Annotated in this window: 18 protein-coding genes; 6 read left to right on the top strand and 12 right to left on the bottom strand. The window is 64.2% G+C overall.

What is annotated here, in order from left to right; genetic code table 11:
- Positions 1-52: 52 nt before the first annotated feature.
- Positions 53-910 carry a 3-methyl-2-oxobutanoate hydroxymethyltransferase gene (gene panB, locus ACEN8G_RS04105; RefSeq protein WP_413417595.1) on the bottom strand — a complete coding sequence of 286 codons (858 nt, stop codon included), beginning with the start codon at positions 908-910 and terminating at the stop codon, positions 53-55.
- A gap of 409 nt (positions 911-1,319) precedes the next feature.
- Here panB and ACEN8G_RS04100 point away from each other — a divergent pair, with 409 nt between their 5' ends.
- The 4 genes from ACEN8G_RS04100 (at position 1,320) to ACEN8G_RS04085 (ending at position 2,890) form a co-directional block, all read left to right on the top strand.
- Positions 1,320-1,742 carry a hypothetical protein gene (locus ACEN8G_RS04100; RefSeq protein WP_307118167.1) on the top strand — a complete coding sequence of 141 codons (423 nt, stop codon included), beginning with the start codon at positions 1,320-1,322 and terminating at the stop codon, positions 1,740-1,742.
- Between the two features lie 2 nt (positions 1,743-1,744).
- A complete protein-coding gene (locus ACEN8G_RS04095; RefSeq protein WP_413419371.1) occupies positions 1,745-2,164 on the top strand; it encodes a hypothetical protein in 420 nt (139 codons plus the stop codon).
- Complete coding sequence (locus ACEN8G_RS04090) at positions 2,157-2,369, top strand: helix-turn-helix transcriptional regulator (RefSeq protein WP_413419373.1); 213 nt, start codon at positions 2,157-2,159, stop codon at positions 2,367-2,369. The genes ACEN8G_RS04095 and ACEN8G_RS04090 overlap by 8 nt, the downstream gene beginning before the upstream one ends.
- 74 nt (positions 2,370-2,443) lie before the next feature.
- Entirely contained in the window at positions 2,444-2,890 is a 447-nt protein-coding gene (locus tag ACEN8G_RS04085) for a surface-adhesin E family protein (protein WP_413419377.1), read from the top strand.
- Between the two features lie 200 nt (positions 2,891-3,090).
- Here ACEN8G_RS04085 and ACEN8G_RS04080 read toward each other — a convergent pair whose 3' ends face one another.
- Together ACEN8G_RS04080 and ACEN8G_RS04075 are read right to left on the bottom strand one after the other, a co-directional pair.
- The gene (locus ACEN8G_RS04080; protein WP_413416051.1) at positions 3,091-3,807 is read right to left on the bottom strand and encodes a hypothetical protein; all 717 of its coding nucleotides are present in this window, start codon (positions 3,805-3,807) and stop codon (positions 3,091-3,093) included.
- Positions 3,808-3,939: 132 nt separating this feature from the next.
- The gene (locus ACEN8G_RS04075) at positions 3,940-4,287 is read right to left on the bottom strand and encodes an ArsC family reductase (RefSeq protein ID WP_413416052.1); all 348 of its coding nucleotides are present in this window, start codon (positions 4,285-4,287) and stop codon (positions 3,940-3,942) included.
- A 97-nt stretch (positions 4,288-4,384) separates the two neighbouring features.
- On the opposite strand from ACEN8G_RS04075, the gene ACEN8G_RS04070 reads away from it, so the two are divergent.
- Together ACEN8G_RS04070 and ACEN8G_RS04065 are read left to right on the top strand one after the other, a co-directional pair.
- The gene (locus ACEN8G_RS04070) at positions 4,385-4,840 is read left to right on the top strand and encodes a hypothetical protein (protein ID WP_413416053.1); all 456 of its coding nucleotides are present in this window, start codon (positions 4,385-4,387) and stop codon (positions 4,838-4,840) included.
- Positions 4,837-5,247 carry a DUF1801 domain-containing protein gene (locus ACEN8G_RS04065; RefSeq protein ID WP_413416054.1) on the top strand — a complete coding sequence of 137 codons (411 nt, stop codon included), beginning with the start codon at positions 4,837-4,839 and terminating at the stop codon, positions 5,245-5,247. The genes ACEN8G_RS04070 and ACEN8G_RS04065 overlap by 4 nt, the downstream gene beginning before the upstream one ends.
- A 232-nt stretch (positions 5,248-5,479) precedes the next feature.
- Here the strand turns inward: ACEN8G_RS04065 and ACEN8G_RS04060 are convergent, their stop codons facing one another.
- The 9 genes from ACEN8G_RS04060 to guaA form a co-directional block, all read right to left on the bottom strand.
- The gene (locus ACEN8G_RS04060; RefSeq protein ID WP_413416055.1) at positions 5,480-5,896 is read right to left on the bottom strand and encodes a GNAT family acetyltransferase; all 417 of its coding nucleotides are present in this window, start codon (positions 5,894-5,896) and stop codon (positions 5,480-5,482) included.
- On the bottom strand, positions 5,893-6,174 hold the full coding sequence (locus ACEN8G_RS04055; RefSeq protein ID WP_413416056.1) for a CBU_0592 family membrane protein: 282 nt from the start codon (positions 6,172-6,174) through the stop codon (positions 5,893-5,895). Before ACEN8G_RS04055 ends, ACEN8G_RS04060 begins: the two co-directional genes overlap by 4 nt.
- On the bottom strand, positions 6,144-6,773 hold the full coding sequence (locus tag ACEN8G_RS04050) for a hypothetical protein (protein WP_413416057.1): 630 nt from the start codon (positions 6,771-6,773) through the stop codon (positions 6,144-6,146). The genes ACEN8G_RS04055 and ACEN8G_RS04050 overlap by 31 nt, the downstream gene beginning before the upstream one ends.
- Positions 6,774-6,838: 65 nt before the next feature.
- Positions 6,839-7,411 (bottom strand): DNA-3-methyladenine glycosylase I, encoded by a 573-nt coding sequence (locus ACEN8G_RS04045; RefSeq protein ID WP_413416058.1) that lies wholly within the window; start codon positions 7,409-7,411, stop codon positions 6,839-6,841.
- Positions 7,408-8,586, bottom strand: a complete 1,179-nt coding sequence (locus ACEN8G_RS04040) for a winged helix-turn-helix domain-containing protein (RefSeq protein ID WP_413416060.1) — start codon at positions 8,584-8,586, stop codon at positions 7,408-7,410. Before ACEN8G_RS04040 ends, ACEN8G_RS04045 begins: the two co-directional genes overlap by 4 nt.
- 66 nt (positions 8,587-8,652) lie before the next feature.
- On the bottom strand, positions 8,653-9,141 hold the full coding sequence (locus ACEN8G_RS04035) for a hypothetical protein (protein WP_413416061.1): 489 nt from the start codon (positions 9,139-9,141) through the stop codon (positions 8,653-8,655).
- Between the two features lie 8 nt (positions 9,142-9,149).
- Positions 9,150-13,397 carry an RHS repeat domain-containing protein gene (locus ACEN8G_RS04030; protein WP_413416062.1) on the bottom strand — a complete coding sequence of 1,416 codons (4,248 nt, stop codon included), beginning with the start codon at positions 13,395-13,397 and terminating at the stop codon, positions 9,150-9,152.
- Between the two features lie 50 nt (positions 13,398-13,447).
- The gene (locus ACEN8G_RS04025) at positions 13,448-13,630 is read right to left on the bottom strand and encodes a hypothetical protein (RefSeq protein ID WP_413416063.1); all 183 of its coding nucleotides are present in this window, start codon (positions 13,628-13,630) and stop codon (positions 13,448-13,450) included.
- A 398-nt stretch (positions 13,631-14,028) separates the two neighbouring features.
- A complete protein-coding gene (guaA, locus tag ACEN8G_RS04020; RefSeq protein ID WP_413416064.1) occupies positions 14,029-15,585 on the bottom strand; it encodes a glutamine-hydrolyzing GMP synthase in 1,557 nt (518 codons plus the stop codon).
- Between the last annotated feature and the right edge of the window lie 24 nt (positions 15,586-15,609).

Raw genomic sequence — 15,609 nt, 5'->3', positions numbered from 1 at the left:
GCGCGAACCTTAGTCGCACCTTGCGGGAATCAACAGAGCGCTCGGTAGCCCGTCAATCCCGCGGCGCATAGACCTGATCGGGTCCCGGAAAGGCCCGGGCCCGGACATCGGCGGCATAGGTTTCAACCGCGGCGGAAATACGGCCAGCCAGATCGTCATATTTCTTCACGAACCGCGCGGTCCGCTCGAACATGCCGAGCATGTCGTCGATCACCAGCACCTGGCCGTCACACTCGGCCGAGGCGCCGATGCCGATCACCGGGCAGGAAACCGCGGCGGTGATCTCCTTGGCCAGCGTCTCGACCACGCCCTCGACCACCAGCCCGAACGCGCCGGCGGCGGCGATCGCCCGGGCATCGTCGAGGATCTGGGCATGCTCGACATTGCTGCGCCCGCGCGCGCCATAGCCGCCCAGCGCGTTCACCGCCTGGGGGGTCAGGCCGACATGGCCGACCACCGGAATGCCGCGCTTCGTCAGGAACTCCACCGTCGGGGCCAGCGTCTCGCCGCCCTCCATCTTGACGCCCGCCGCGCCCGTCTCGGCAAGCACCCGCGCCGCCGAGGCGAATGCCTGTTCGGGGCTCTGCTCATAGCTGCCGAACGGCATGTCGACCACGACCAGCGAATGCCAGCTGCCCCGCACCACCGCGGCGCCGTGCGCGATCATCATGTCGAGCGTCACCGGCAGCGTCGAGGGCAGCCCGTAGATCACCTGGGCCAAGCTGTCCCCGACCAGCAGCACGTCGCAATGCGGATCGAGCAGCTGTGCCATCCGCGTCGTGTAGGCGGTGAGCATCACGATCGGATCCTTGCCCTTGCGGTCGCGGATCGCGGGAACGGTGAGCCGCTTCATCGGAGCGGGAGTCGGGTTAGCGCGGCTCGTGGCCGTATCCATGGTGACGTGCGACATGGCCGCGGGTCTAGCGGGTTGCGGCGACGCTCGCCAGTGCGCCGGCAAAGCCACCCCACGACGCACCGCCGTTCAGCGAGCGCCATCCCCCAGCTGTACCCCGGCGAAAGCCGGGGCCCAGGGTCACAAGCGAGACGGCAGAGAAACCCTGCGCCCCGGCTTTCGCCGGGGTACGGGAACTGGAAGCCCAAAGCTCTCCCGCCTCCTCTTCCATCGTCCCCTCCCACTCCCCGTCATCCCCGCGAAGGCGGGGATCCAGAGTCACGAAGGACCATGCCCTGCCACCCTGGATCCCCGCCTTCGCGGGGATGACGGATGATAGGTACATTTACCACCACGTTCGAATCACTTGACGCAATGTTAGAAATACATAACATGGCGTCATCAATTGCACACACAGGGAGGCCAAATGTCCTTTCGAGAGAAAATCGCCTGGGCTGCGTTCATCACGACGCTGCTGGCCTGGGGCAGCTATTTCGCCGTCGTGATCACCCGTGCGGCCGCCGGCGACACGCACGACCCGATGCTCTTCTACCTGTTCCTCGCCGCGACGATCGGCCAGGCGGTGATGATGACCGCGGTCACCGCGCTGATGGCGATCCTGACGCCCAGCGAGGCCAATGCCCCGCGCGACGAGCGCGACCGCTCGATCGGCCGCCGGGCCAATGGCGCAGCCTATCTCTCGGTGCTGCTCGCCATCGTTGCGGTCATCTTCGCGATGCATGTCGGGCTGCACGGCACCGACGTGATCTTCGCCCTGATCGGCGTGTTCATCCTTGGCGAGGCGGTGCGGTTCGGCACCCAGGCCATCGGCTACCGGGTCGGAGGCTGACCATGTCCTATCGCGAAAAGACCGCCTGGCTCACTCTGGCCTGCATGGCCGTGGCCTATGGCATCTACTTCCCGCTGATGGCGCTGCGGCAGACCCCGCCCACCCTGTTCGACATATTGTGGAACTTCGGCATCATCGCCGGAACCCAGGCGGTGGCGGTGATCATCGGCTATGTCGTCCTCGCCCTCCAGGCCGGACCCGAGGGACGCCGCGCGGACGAGCGCGACCGGGCAATCGCCCGGCGCGGCGCCTCGGCGGGCTATTACACGCTGATGGCGGGCACCATCCTGGTCGGCGTGGCGATGCCCTTCACCGAGCCCGCGCCCAAGATCGTCAACAGCGCGCTGCTCGCCATCGTGATCGCCGAGACGGTGAACCAGGTCCTGGTCCTGCTCAGCTATCGGAGGGGCTGGCATGGCTAAGGGGCGCGTCGTCAACGACATCCGCACGCTGCGCTTCCTGGCCAGCGAGATGACCCAGGCCGAGCTGGGCGACCGGATCGGCCTCACCCGCCAGACGGTGGCGGCGATCGAACAGGGCAAATATTCGCCGTCGCTCGAAGCCGCCTTCCGCATCGCCATGGTGTTCGGCAAGCCACTCGAGGAAGTATTCCGCTGGGAGGAATGAGCCTTCTTGCTTCAGCTACTTGCACGGAAATGGATCGACGTTAGCGTGGTTGGCGCCAGATTGGGGGAATCAGGATGCGTCTCACCTTGCTCGCGCTTGCCGCGCTCGTCGTTCCGCACACGGCCTCGGCCCAGAACTGGCGCCTCGCCGCCTATTCGAACCAGGCGCCGCAAATGGCCTATTTCGTCGATGTGGATTCGGTCCGCCGCAACGGCAACGTGGTGACGTTCAAGCAGCAGACCATCTACGAGACGACCAGCCCGACCCGCGACTTCGACCGCTCGATGCTCACCCGCCAGGCCGATTGCGCGGCGATGACTTCGTTCATGCGCGACAGCAGCTTCTATGTCCGCGGCACCTATCTCGATACCGAGGCAGGCCCCAGCGACCCGACCCTGGCCAAGCCCGGCACGGTGCTGCTGACCATGCTGGAGACGGTATGCGGCCGCGGAAACTATTTCTCGCCGGTCGTCACCAATCCGGAGATCTGGGTCCTGGAGAAGTTCCGCAAGGGGTTCTGAGGGACGCGTCGCCCCACCCGCCCCGTCACCCCGGCCTCGTGCCGGGGTCCACCGGGAGGCAGGTGCCGGACAGGAGGCTCCTGCGTCAGACCGAGAAGCTTGGCGGTCCCCGGCACAAGCCTGCCCTGAGCTACGCCGAAGGGGCCGGGGTGACGACCAGGCCTTAGCCTCATAAAGCCGGTCTGTCGGCAAACGCCCCATTAGCGGTCGTTCGCGTCACGCCCTCTAATTGCTTCAACCACGGTTTTGCTGACCAGAATGCGGCTCCCGATAGGCACATCGTCCGTCTGGAGATCGGGGAACGTCGGAACAATACGCCAGCGGTTTTCCAACGGCGCTGACGGATCGGGGATATTGAAGTGAGCTGTGTAGAGGTTGAGGCGAGACACCAACGAGCTGCCATCAGGCCGCTGGATCGTGGCCATCTCACCTCCGCCGTGCCACTCGGAAGCTGTTGACGAGAAATCAGGAACGACCACGAGCCCTTGGCCGGAAATCTGGAAACTGTCGCTCACAACGAGCAGTTCTGCCTGATCCATCCATCCCTCGCTCGCGCCGCCGCTAGCAAGCCCGTAGCAGATATTATCTGCCCTGCGTCGCGGCTGCCTTCTCGATGATTTTTCGGGTGAGATATTCGTAAATTCCGCGCTGACGGGTATCGTTTTCGACAATAGCAGCGGCTTCAACGATATAGTCCGCGTTGAGCGCAGTATTGGCATCAACGAGCCCGCTTCAATTGCTAAGGCGATCTCTTCCACGGACAGACCACCATTATGATGACACGCGCCGATGGGCGGGAGAACTGAGACGACAAACGAGCGCAATGTGCCCCGGCCAATCTTCAAACGGAGCATGTTGTGCGTAGGGCCAGTCACATGCTGGGCGGTGAAGGTATCGCCATTCTGTGAAATATGCATCGCCCTCCCCCGAACATCCTGGCACGCAGATGACCGCAATCCACCCATGGTCGGTCATTCGAACCCCACTTCTGAAAGTGGCCATTATGGGTTCACGGCCCAGGCTCAATGCGCCCGCCCGCAGCGACAGGCCTACAACAACGCCCGCGCATAGATATCCGGCTTGAACCCCACCAGCACGCCGCCGGGATACTCCAGCACCGGCCGCTTGATCATCGAAGGCTGGGCCAGCATCAGCGCCGTCGCCTTGGCCGCGTCGATCCCTTCGCGATCCGCCTCGGGCAGCTTGCGGAAGGTGGTGCCGGCCCGGTTGAGCAGCACTTCCCACCCGGTGATCCCGCTCCACCGCGCCAGCCGCGCGGCATCGATGCCCTGCGTCTTGTAGTCGTGGAACGCATAGGCGACGCCATGCTCGTCCAGCCAGGTCCGCGCCTTCTTGATCGTGTCGCAATTCTTGATGCCGTACATGGTGATGGTCACGCTGCGTCCTCGCCTGCTCGCGGTTTCCACCCGCGATAGCGCGCTTCGCAGCGGAATACAGGCGGCTTTCGATCTGGCGGCACATGGTCTAGCCTGAATGGAGCATCCCTGGTCGAAGGGCATCGCGATGAACCGGTTCGACAAAGTCGCCCTGTGCGCGGTGATCGGCGTCACCCTGTTCCCCGGGGTCCACGCCCTCATGATCAGCAATCTCTACCTGCGGGACGCCTCGGCGACCCAGGCGGTGCTCTGGTTCACGGGCCAGATCCTGCTCACCTATGGCCCGATCGCCGCGGGGGTGCTGTGCTGGCGCTGGTCGAAGCACACGCGCCTTGGCTGGCTGCTGCACGTCCTGTTCTTCCCCTCTGCCGTGCTGCTGTTCCGGATGGGGGCAGCGCTCATGCTGAGGGCGAGCGATCATATGAGCTTCGACGACACCATCGGCACGCCGATCATGGCGGGCATGCTCCTGTTCGTCATCGCGGTCGGCACCTATGCCGCCGCGCTCCTGTCCCGCATCGTCGCGGCGGCATCGAGGGAACCGGCGGCATGACCGAACCCAAACTCCTCTCCGGCGGCAATCCCCAGATCCCCAAGGGCGATGGCGACGCCCCGGTCGCCGCCTATCTCGCCGCGATGCCGGGCTGGAAGCAGCGCATCGGCCGCGCGGTCGACGCGCTCGTCGTCCGCACCCTGCCCGGCGTGCGCAAGGCGGTGAAGTGGAACTCGCCCTTCTATGGCGCACCCGACGGGGAGGGCTGGTTCCTCTCGTTCCACTGCTTCGACAAGTACGTGAAGCTCACCTTCTTCCGCGGCACGTCGCTCGATCCCGTGCCGCCCGGCACTTCGAAGCAGCAGAAGGTCCGCTATCTCGACATCCGCGAGGACGACCCCATCGACGAAGCGCAGCTGGCGGACTGGATCCGCCAGGCAAGCGCGCTGCCGGGCGAGAAGCTCTAGCGCTTGCAATGTAGGATTCCGTCTGATTGGCTTTCGCAGCCGGGCCTTCGGCCTGGCCGCTCTTTGAACCGGTCAGTAAAATAGGATCACGCGCACGCAACAATATTGCGAGATGCGGCGTGTTCCCAGAAAGTGTGTCAATTTATGCGCGGCGAAAAGCGCTCCGGAGCATGAACTTTGTGAACTTTGGCGAGTCGGCGCGGGAGTTGGCGTAGGCGGATATCCACTCCGCCTAGTCGTTCAGGAACCGCCCGAGCGTGACGACGCCCTGCCGCTCGAGGCCCAGCATCTCGTAGAAACCAACCGCCGCTTCATTGTCCGCGCGAACCATCAGCTGGACCTTCGGGCAGCCCCGCGCCCGCAGCCAGTCCTCTGCGGCGGTCATCAGCGCCCGGCCCAGCCCGGTGCGGCGCGCGGCCGGCGCCACCGCGAGATAATAGACCCAGCCGCGATGCCCGTCGTCGCCGACCATCGCGCTGCCGGGGATCTCGCCATTCTCGCCTTCCGCCACCAGGATCGTCGAACTCTCGCCCTCCAGCGCCCGGGCAAAGTCCTGGACGGGATCGTTCCACGGCCGGGTCAGCCCGCAGAGATACCACAGCCCGATCACCGCCCCGGCCTCGCCGGCATGCGCCGGCCGGATCGTCATTCCGGCCGCCGGGCGATGCGCCACAGGGTCACGGCGCCGATCAGCAGCCAGACGACGTTGAGCGTCGCCGAGGGGATCGCGCCGTTCCAGCCGCTATTGATCACGAAGCAGCCGGCGCCGACCACGTTCATCCACTGGTAGAGGCGCGACTGGCCGGTCAGCCTTCCCGAGGAGAGCAGCAGATAGGCCGCGAGGATCAGCGCGGCGCCAGTCCAGCCGGCGATCTCGATCAGAAGCAGCTCGACGCTCATCGCGCGATGCAGGTCACGCCGGCCCACAAATTGGTCACCTTGCCGTCGGGCGCCGGCGAACTGAGCAGACCGGAGAGATTGCCCGCCATGAACTCGTTGCCGATCGAGGTCTCGCCGACATCGATGCTGCCGGCCGCGGCTTCCAGCGCCTTGCGGGTCATGCCGATCGCGATGCCGTTTCCGGTCGCGAACTTGCCGTTCTCGCGCCCGTCCAGGTCCCAGCCGGCGAACTTGCCGTCCTGGAAATAGAGCGACAGCCCGTCGCGGAACGCCGCATAGCCGAGGGGCCCGGCGCCGCATTCCTGGTTCTCGGCCTGCTCGACCGGATGGCCGAGCGCGGTGCCGAGCATCTGCACCGCGTCCGCCTTGGCGATCCCGAAGCGGACATGGCGGGACGAACCATTGGGCAACACGAGCGTCAGTTCGTCCGGCGCCAGGTTGACGCCGACGCCCGGCGCCTCGTCGCCGGCGTTCGCGGCATTGGCCTCGAGACTCGCCTCGGGCGGGACGATGATCTCCGACTCGTTGGCGCGGGCCTTGTCCTTGACTGGCTGCTTCGGCTCGGGCGAGCAGGCGGCGAGCATGCCCAGCGCCGCAAATACGCACGGCAACAGCTTGAGCGTCATCTTCGAAATCCCCCTTGCCCGGTCCGCCGCGATTCTCTCACCAACGCGGGGCGGGCGCAATCATTTCAGGCGAGCGCGGCGACCGGCTCGCGGCGGAAGCAGCCGAGCTGGTGGTCGTTGACCAGCCCCACCGCCTGCATCCAGGCATGGACGATCGTCGGCCCGACGAACTTGAAGCCGCGGCGCTTCAGCTCCTTCGAGATCGTCTCCGAAAGTGGCGTGGTGGCGACGAAGCCGTGCCCGGGGCGCTGGATCGCCCGGCCATCGACGAACGCCCAGCAGAATTCGGCGAAGTCCTCGCCCCGATCGCGCATCTCGCACCAGATCTGCGCGCCGCGGATCGTCGCCTCGATCTTGGCGCGGGCGCGGACGATGCCGGGATTGGCCATCAGCCGCTCGACATCCTCGGGCCCGAAGGCGGCGACCTTGACCGGATCGAACCCGGCAAAGGCCTCGCGGAATGCCTCGCGCTTGCGCAGGATGACGATCCAAGCGAGCCCGGCCTGGAAGCCCTCGAGCATCAGCGTCTCCCACAATTCCCGGCTGTCGCGCACCGGCACGCCCCATTCGGCATCGTGATAGGTGCGGTTGAGCGGGTCGCTCACCGCCCAGCTGCAGCGCTGCAAATCGTCGGTCATCGCTCTCCCCTGATCGTCTCGCCGATATGCACCTCGCCCAGGCCCAGCCAGTCCGCCATCCGCGCCAGCTCGATGCTCAGCCGTTCCTGGGTATCCCCCGGCGCGCCCGGCTCCAGCGTGATCCGATGCGCGAGCAGCCGGCCGTTCTGGCGATCGGCCTTGAGGTCGACCCGCGCGGTCAGCGCCTCGTCCATCAGGAAGGGCAGCACGAAATAGCCGTGCGTGCGCTTGTCCGCCGGCACATAGATCTCGATCCGGTAGCGGAAGCTGAACAGCCGCTCGGTGCGGCTCCGCTCCCACACCAGAGGATCGAAGGGCGCGACCAGCGCGTCGCCGCTCACCTTGCGCGGCACCCTGGCATCGCGGTGCAGCCAGGCCTTCTGGCTCCAGCCCTGCACCGCCACCGGCACCAGCACGCCCTCCTCCTCCAGTTCGGGAATGGCGTGGTTCGCCTCCTCGGGCTTCAGCCGGAAATAGTCGCGCAGGTCCGCCGCGGTGGCGACGCCGAGCGCCCGGGCGCTCCGCTCGATCAGCGCGCGCTGGGCGATCGCGGCGTCGGGCGTCGGGATGTCGAGCACCGCCTGCGGGATCACCCGCTCGGTCAGGTCGTAGATCCGCTCGAAGCTGCCTCGCCGTGTCGCCGTGGTGATCCGGCCCGACCAGAACAGCCATTCGAGCGCGAGCTTGGTCTCGCTCCACTCCCACCAGCCGCTCTTGCTGCCGCCATTCTCGAAGTCGGACGCCGCCAGCGGCCCCTCGCCGGCGATGCGGTCGAGCACCGCCTTGGCCTCGCCATGCCGCTCGCGGGCGAAGGACCGCAGCCCCTTCCAGCCGATCTCCCCACGCTCGGCCCGTGCCATGCGCCAGCGGAAATAGGGATGAAGATCGATCGGCAGCAGCGAGGCTTCATGCGCCCAATATTCGAAGAGCCTGCGGCTGCGCTTCGCCCCCCAGGCATCGCGCTCGAGCAGCCCGCGATCATAGCAGCCGAGCCGGGAGAAGGCGGGTAGATAGTGCATCCGCGCCAGCACGTTGACGCTGTCGATCTGGTGCAGCCCCAGCCGCTCGACGGTTCGGCGAAGATGCGGCGCGCCCACCACTGCCGGATGCCGCACCCCGAATCCCTGCGCCGCGAGGAAGATGCGACGCGCCTGCTTCAGCGATAGGCGCGTCACTATTTTCCCTCCAGGCACCCGCGGAACATAACGAGTACCTTAGCGGGTTTTCATTCCCATGCAATTTTAGATCGAGATATCCCACAGGCGGTTCAATTTCGAGCAGCCCGCCCTGCGGGACATATCTTCAGTCCTGATCAGGGCAACGCTGTTCGATCTCCAGCGCGTAAACAAGAAGCTTATTTCCTCCAGCCGGATTCTGCATCCCGGGATCGATTTGGAGTAACGCATTACTTTTCCGTAGAATTTCTGGATATCCATCGGATTCCCGGATCTGGATTGGTAAAAGGCTATGGAATAGACCTGTCCGCTCCCGTCCCCGTAATTATGAACGATACGGCTCCCGTCACTGGAAACGCCGATTAAAGAGGGAGTCTTTGCGGAAATCCGGAAGGTGCCATGCGGCGTCGTGATGAGGACGCTCTCCTTGCCGTCAAATGATGCTTTAATACCCCCTCGGAGCCATTTGAGCTTGATCGGCTCGCCATCGACCAGGTCAATCTGGGAAGCTGGTCGCGCTCCGTGCTGGCCGTCACCCGAGATGGCAAGCAGCAACGGTAGGATCAGTGGGGGCATGCCGCACCTACATTGTTGGCGGGGATCGTCACCACCAACGGGACTTGTCTCGTCGATGCCAATGCCTGGTTTTGATCCTTGTAGCGATACAGGTCGATATGAACGCCTGGCTGATTTCGGGCGCTGGCCGGGCCAATCACATCGATCGGGGTATAGGGGCCTCTCGAGGGAAGCCCCGACGGGATGGCGGGCGCGCCATTTGGCGGCCGGAGCGCCGACCCCCATTGCGGCTCGATCGAAATGCCTCCCAACACCGTGCCATTCGAACCCTGGGCGTTCGGCAACCCAAAATCGCTTGGGTCCACCGCAACCCCGCCATTCTGAATCTGGTTGCCGGGCGTATGAGAGATTGCGGTCTTTTGGGGGCCATTTGCCTGGTTGGGGCCGACGCCGGTTACCTTGGCGCTTGCCACATAGCAGCGAGTAACCTGCCCCTTCGGCAGGGGCGCGGAACTGGGGCCACCACCCGGCCCCCAGGTGAAGCTACCTCCAAACGGAACCTGGGGGCCAATCTCAACGCAGCGCTCCACCGAAGCTTCCTGAGTCAAATGCCCCCCGCTGGCGTCCTCGGTCCAGGTAGTGCCCCCACCGACGGTCCAGCAAAATCGATCCAGTCCGGAGGGATCGGTAAAATTGATCGGATCGCTTCCGACATAGCTATAGAGATTCATGTTGTCGCTGTAGCCGATAGGATCGACCTGCATGAATCGCCCAAGCGTCGGCGAATACATCCGAGCCTTGTAGTAATATAGGCCCAACTCCGAGATCCATGCCTGACCGGTATATTGAAACCGCCCGGCATTGCCTGCCCCCGGGATGCCGTACTCATCATAGGAGTTGACCGCGGTTCGACTACCCCCGCAATCTGCCTGCGCAATGATCGAACCGCGCTCGTCATTGTGCAAGAACTTGCTGCCCGAGCAGTTCATGCCACCGGCATCTTCCAGGATCGGCTCGTCCTGGCTGGCGAACATGAAGCGCCGGGTCATCGTGCCCGAGCCATTATACTCGCCCGCCAGCTGGTCGCCGTCGTACAGGAACTGCGTCGTTCCGCTTCCCGAAGCGATCGAATAGAGGCGACCATAGGGATCATAGCCCAGCGTTACGCTGCCGCCGTCCTTCGACTTGAGCCGGTTCTCGGCATCATAGCCGAAGCTGCTGACACCATCGCCGGTCAGGTTGCCCCGCACGTCGTAGCTGAGGCTCGCCGGTCCCGAGACCACGACCTGGTTGAGCCCGTTGGCCGTGTAGGATCTGTCGACATTATAGTGCCCGACAAAGGCGAACGCGTCATTGTCCCGGGACTGGGTGGCGACCTGCCCGGCCGGATTGTAGCCGAAAGTCTGGTTCAAATTCCCGACGCTGCCGGCAAATCGCTGATTTTGAGACGTCAGCCGCGACACGGCATCATAGCCATAGCCGGTATAGCTCGAGGCACGATTGACGTCGGCACGCCGCCCCAGTTGATCATAGGTGATGGTCAGGAACGGGACGAGACCGCTCCCCGCTGACCACCAGTTGGACTGCACGAGCCGTCCGAGCGTATCGCGACCATAATCGAAATAGACACCATCCGGTTGCGTGATGCGCGTGCGGTTGCCAGCGAGGTCGTACGCGTAGCTCAGCGCCCGCGCGCTGCCGCTCATGTTTGTGCTGGTCGATGTGAGCCGATCAAGCGCGTCAAATGCATTGGTAATGCCGGCGCCGCTCGTCGAACTGAAGCGGGCATAGGTCTGGCGGCCGAGCAGATCATAGCCATAATAGACATCGGCGACTGATCCATCGGCGACATGCTTCAACGAAAGCCTGCCGAGGTTATCATAGGTGAAGTCGATTCGGCTGTTGCTGTTCCCGCTGTAGCCGCGCAGATGCTGGCTGGTGACGGCGCTCGTCGCATCATAGACGAACTCCTCATAGTCCGAGGTCGAGCTCACGCCCGATCCGGTCGTCGCCACCGGGTATCTCGTCTTGGACAGGCGATCGAAGCCGTCATATTCATAGGTCGTCTTGTTGCCCTCGCCGTCGGTCACGCTCGCGATCTGGCCATTGTTGGTATAGGCGGTCGTGATTTCGTCGGACTGGTCGGCAGTACCATAAGCAGTCTGCACCTTGGTGACCTGGCCAGCGGCATCGTAGGTGCTCTTGACCACCCGGTCGGGACCGTTAGGCCCGTTCGTCTGCAGCGGCGCGCAGCTGCTGGCCTGCGGCCCCCATTGGGCCGGATCCATATAGGTGATCGAGCAGGCCGGCCGGCTGGCCGCGTCATATACGAAGTCCTGCACCCCATAATCGACGCCATTCGACCACAGGGTCTGGCGGATTACCCGCCCGCCAGCATCGTAGAGGCTGAACGTGTGCGATGCCTCGGCAAAGCCCGGCCAGTCGGCGTCACTCTGGCTGTTCACCGTGCCCATGGCATCGGTGTAGACCCGTCCGCGCGCATCATACAGCAGCCGCCGGGCCTTCGGCTTCAGCGCGCCGCCGCCATCCGGATCCGGCCCAACCACGCCGACCAGCTGCCGCGCCGCGTCGAAGCGGTAACGGGTGGTGTCGGCGGCGCCCGGCAACGGGCCGTCAACCGTCTTGACGTTGCCTACATCGTCATAGGTGAGGTTGGTCGTCGCCGTCAGCGAGCCGTCGCCCGCCCCCTTGCTCACCACATTGGGAAGGCCATTGGCGTCATAGGAGATGCTGGTCTTCACCTCGTCGGCGGTACCGACACAGGATGCGCTCGTTTGACAGGTCGAGATGCCGCTGACCTGCTGGACTCCGTTGACCGTCGTATAGCTGTAGGTCGTGGTCGGGCGCGTGCCGCCGCTCGTGGCCGCCGGCAGGGTAAGCGTCACCAGATCGCCGGTGCCGCTATTGTAGCTGTAGTCGGTCTGGTTGCCTTTCGGATCCTGAGTCCAGTTTGGCTGGTTGCACTTGGCCGCAGCGGTGCAGGTCGCATCGAAATTCGCGGTCGTCACGATATCGCTGAGCCCGGAACCCGATTTTGCGACGTCGCGCGTCTCGGTCACATTGCCGCGCCCGTCATACGTATATTGCGAGTAGTTGCCGTCTGGAGCCGTGACCCGGGTCACGCGTCCGTTCGTGTCATAGTCCCATTGGGTCGTTTTGCTGATCGGCGCGGGTGTCGTCACCGACTTCATCCGCTGAAGCGCAATGTCGAAGGTATAGATTGTTGCCTGACCAAGGGGGTTCGTCACCGTCGTCGTGCGGACATTCCCCAGGTCAGAATAGGCATAGTTGGTGGTGCCGACAGGTGTCGTGACCGAGCTCACGCGCCCGACTGAATAAGTGATCTGCACGTCTTCCGTGCTGCTGCCCGGCCGCTTGATACCGACCAGCCCGGTATTGTCCCGGCGGTAGGTCGTGGCCTGCCCAATTGGGTCGGTGACAGTCATGTAGAGGTAAGGCGCGACAGCGCTGAAGCTGGTAGCCTGGTATCGACTGGACGCGCCCGATACCGCCGTGTTCGTCAATGATGCGCCATAGGTGGTACCCCAGGCCGCCCAGTCGGTGCTGAAAATGTCGGAAGGATCGGCGAACTGGGCCGCATTGTCATAGGTCAGCTTGTATCCCGAGTTGCTCTGCACGGACGACACGCGATAGGCATAGGAATGGCCGGTGCAGATCTGCCCGTCGGCTCCCTCCTTTGATTGCGAGCAATAATACATGCTCTCGAACGTGTAGGTCAGCTTCTCGCCGGAAGGTTTGGTGACATCGGTAACGACCCCGGTGATGGTCTGAAACATCGCCGCGCCGACATAGGCCTTGTTGAAATGGATAACGGTGCCGTCATCCAGGACATAGGTATAGACGTTACCACTCAGCGACAGGCTCGACCCATTCGCCTCGGTCGGCGTGTAGCTGCTGCCCGAGATGGTGAAGCGGTCGGCCTTGCCGGCATAGGCAACGTAGACGGTCCCGGAAGCCACGGACAACGTGGCCACCAGATTGTCACCCCAGGTTTGATTGCCGCGGGCAAGCTGGTACCAGCTCAATCCCGCACCACCTTGCCCCGCCGACAGCACCGGTCCGTCAGCATTCATGGTACCGAGGAACAGATCGACCCCGTTGCCGTCGATTGATTCCCGCACGGGCACGACGGCAGCCACCTGAGCCCGTGCCCCTGATGCGAACAACGAGGCAGCGGTCAGCATCGAGCAAGCGAGCAATTTGGCGACGGCGCGTCGGCCGCCCGGGCGCGCAGCCCCGACGTGGTTCAGCATGGTTTTCGCCTCAATCTGGAATGGAAAGAGCGCCGGAATGCGCCCGTCGATCAGGGCGCCGGATTTGGAGATCCGGTGACCTTCAGCGTCTTGCGGTTGTTCGCCTTGTCATGAGTATATTGCGCTTTGACGCCATTGTTGACGCCTCCAGAACGCTCGACCTTCACCAGCCGCCCTTTTGCGTCATAGGTATAGGTGATCGTCTCGCCGGCCTGCACTGCGGTAGGGATCAACGCATATGCGGCCAATGCGATGAAGACTCTCATAAGCGCCCCCCCTGAAACCGCGGGACGCCATGAAGCGCCCCGGACAATTCAATATTGTTCACATTCAGAGCTCGCACCAAGCGAAGAATGCGCCAGAATGAATTGATCCATTACGGACAGTATTGCGCCCTCAATTGGAAGAATCCGACCGTCGCCAGCATGCTGCAGTTGCAGGCAACTAAGCCGCCGCCAACCTAATAATAACCTGCACATTGCCCCACGCCAGAAGGACAAAGGTCATTTCGGCGAAGAACAACGGCCCATTTCCAGGACACGTTAACCATTCAGAGGAATTCGAACGAATTACCTCAACACCACTTGCCACAAGTTAGTATCTCTCGGTGCCGCCACTGCCGGACGCGGGATCACTCCCACTCGATCGTGCCGGGCGGCTTCGATGTGTAATCATACGTCACCCGGTTCACGCCGCGCACTTCGTTGACGATGCGGGTCGAGACGCGCGGCAGGAAGCCCGCCGGGAACTCGAACGCCTCTGCGGTCATCCCGTCGATCGAGGTCACCGCGCGCAGCGCCAGCACCGAATCATAGGTGCGGCCATCGCCCATCACGCCGACCGAGCGCACCGGCGTCAGCACCGCGAAGGCCTGCCAGATCGTGTCGTAGAGCCCGGCACCCCGGATCTCCTCAAGATAGATCGCATCGGCCTTGCGCAGGATGTCGCAACGCTCCTTGGTGACTTCGCCCGGGATGCGGATCGCCAGGCCCGGCCCCGGGAAGGGATGCCGGCCGACGAACGCCTGGGGCAGGCCCAGCTCGCGGCCGAGCGCGCGGACCTCGTCCTTGAACAGCTCGCGCAGCGGCTCGACGAGCTGCATGTTCATCCGCTCGGGCAGGCCGCCGACATTGTGGTGGCTCTTGATCGTCACCGACGGCCCGCCAGTGAAGCTGACGCTCTCGATCACGTCGGGATAGAGCGTGCCCTGCGCCAGGAAATCGGCGCCGCCGATCTTCTTGGCCTCTTCCTCGAACACGTCGATGAAGGTCTTGCCGATGAACTTGCGCTTGGCCTCGGGATCGGTGACCCCGGCCAGGCCGCCCAGGAACAGCGCCTCGGCGTCCACATGGACCAGCGGGATATTGTAGCTGTTGCGGAACAGGCTGACGACCTGCTCGGCTTCGCCCGAGCGCATCAGGCCGTGATCGACAAACACGCAGGTCAGCTGGTCGCCGATCGCCTCATGGATCAGCACCGCGGCAACCGCACTGTCGACGCCGCCCGACAGCCCGCAGATCACCTTGCCGGTGCCGACCTGGGCGCGGATCTCGGCGATCTTGGTCTGGCGGAACTCGGCCATCGTCCAGTCGCCGGTCAGGCCGCAGACATGGCGGACGAAATTGGCGAGCAGCTTCGCGCCGTCCGGCGTGTGGACCACCTCGGGGTGGAACTGCATCGCGTAATAGCGGCGGTCGTCATCGGCGATCACTGCGAAAGGCGCGCCCGAGCTGTGGGCGACCGGACGGAAGCCCGGGGCGAGGTTGGTCACCTTGTCGCCATGGCTCATCCACACCTGGTGGGTCTCGCCTTCGTGCCACATGCCGTCGAACAGCACGCAGCCATCGTCGATGTCGATGAAGGCCCGGCCGAACTCGCCGCTGTCGCCCAGCTGCACCGTGCCGCCGAGCTGGTGCATCATCACCTGCTGGCCATAGCAGATGCCGAGCACCGGCAGGCCGGAGTCGAAGATCTCCTGGGGAACGCGGGGCGACCCCTCTTCGAGCACCGATGCGGGCGAGCCGGAGAGGATGACTCCCTTGGGCTTCATCCGGGCGAATGCCTCGGCGGCGGTGGTGAAGGGAGCGATCTCGCTATAGACCCCGGCCTCGCGCACGCGGCGCGCGATCAGCTGGGTTACCTGGCTGCCGAAATCGACGATGAGGATGGAATCTGCATGTTGGTCCATGCCCAGCGCGCTTAACCAGAAGAG

Source organism: Sphingomonas sp. Sphisp66, assembly GCF_047324325.1.
Taxonomy (GTDB): Bacteria; Pseudomonadota; Alphaproteobacteria; order Sphingomonadales; family Sphingomonadaceae; genus Sphingomonas.
Note: the sequence above shows the minus strand (reverse complement) of the source record. Positions and strands in the feature narration are given on the sequence as shown.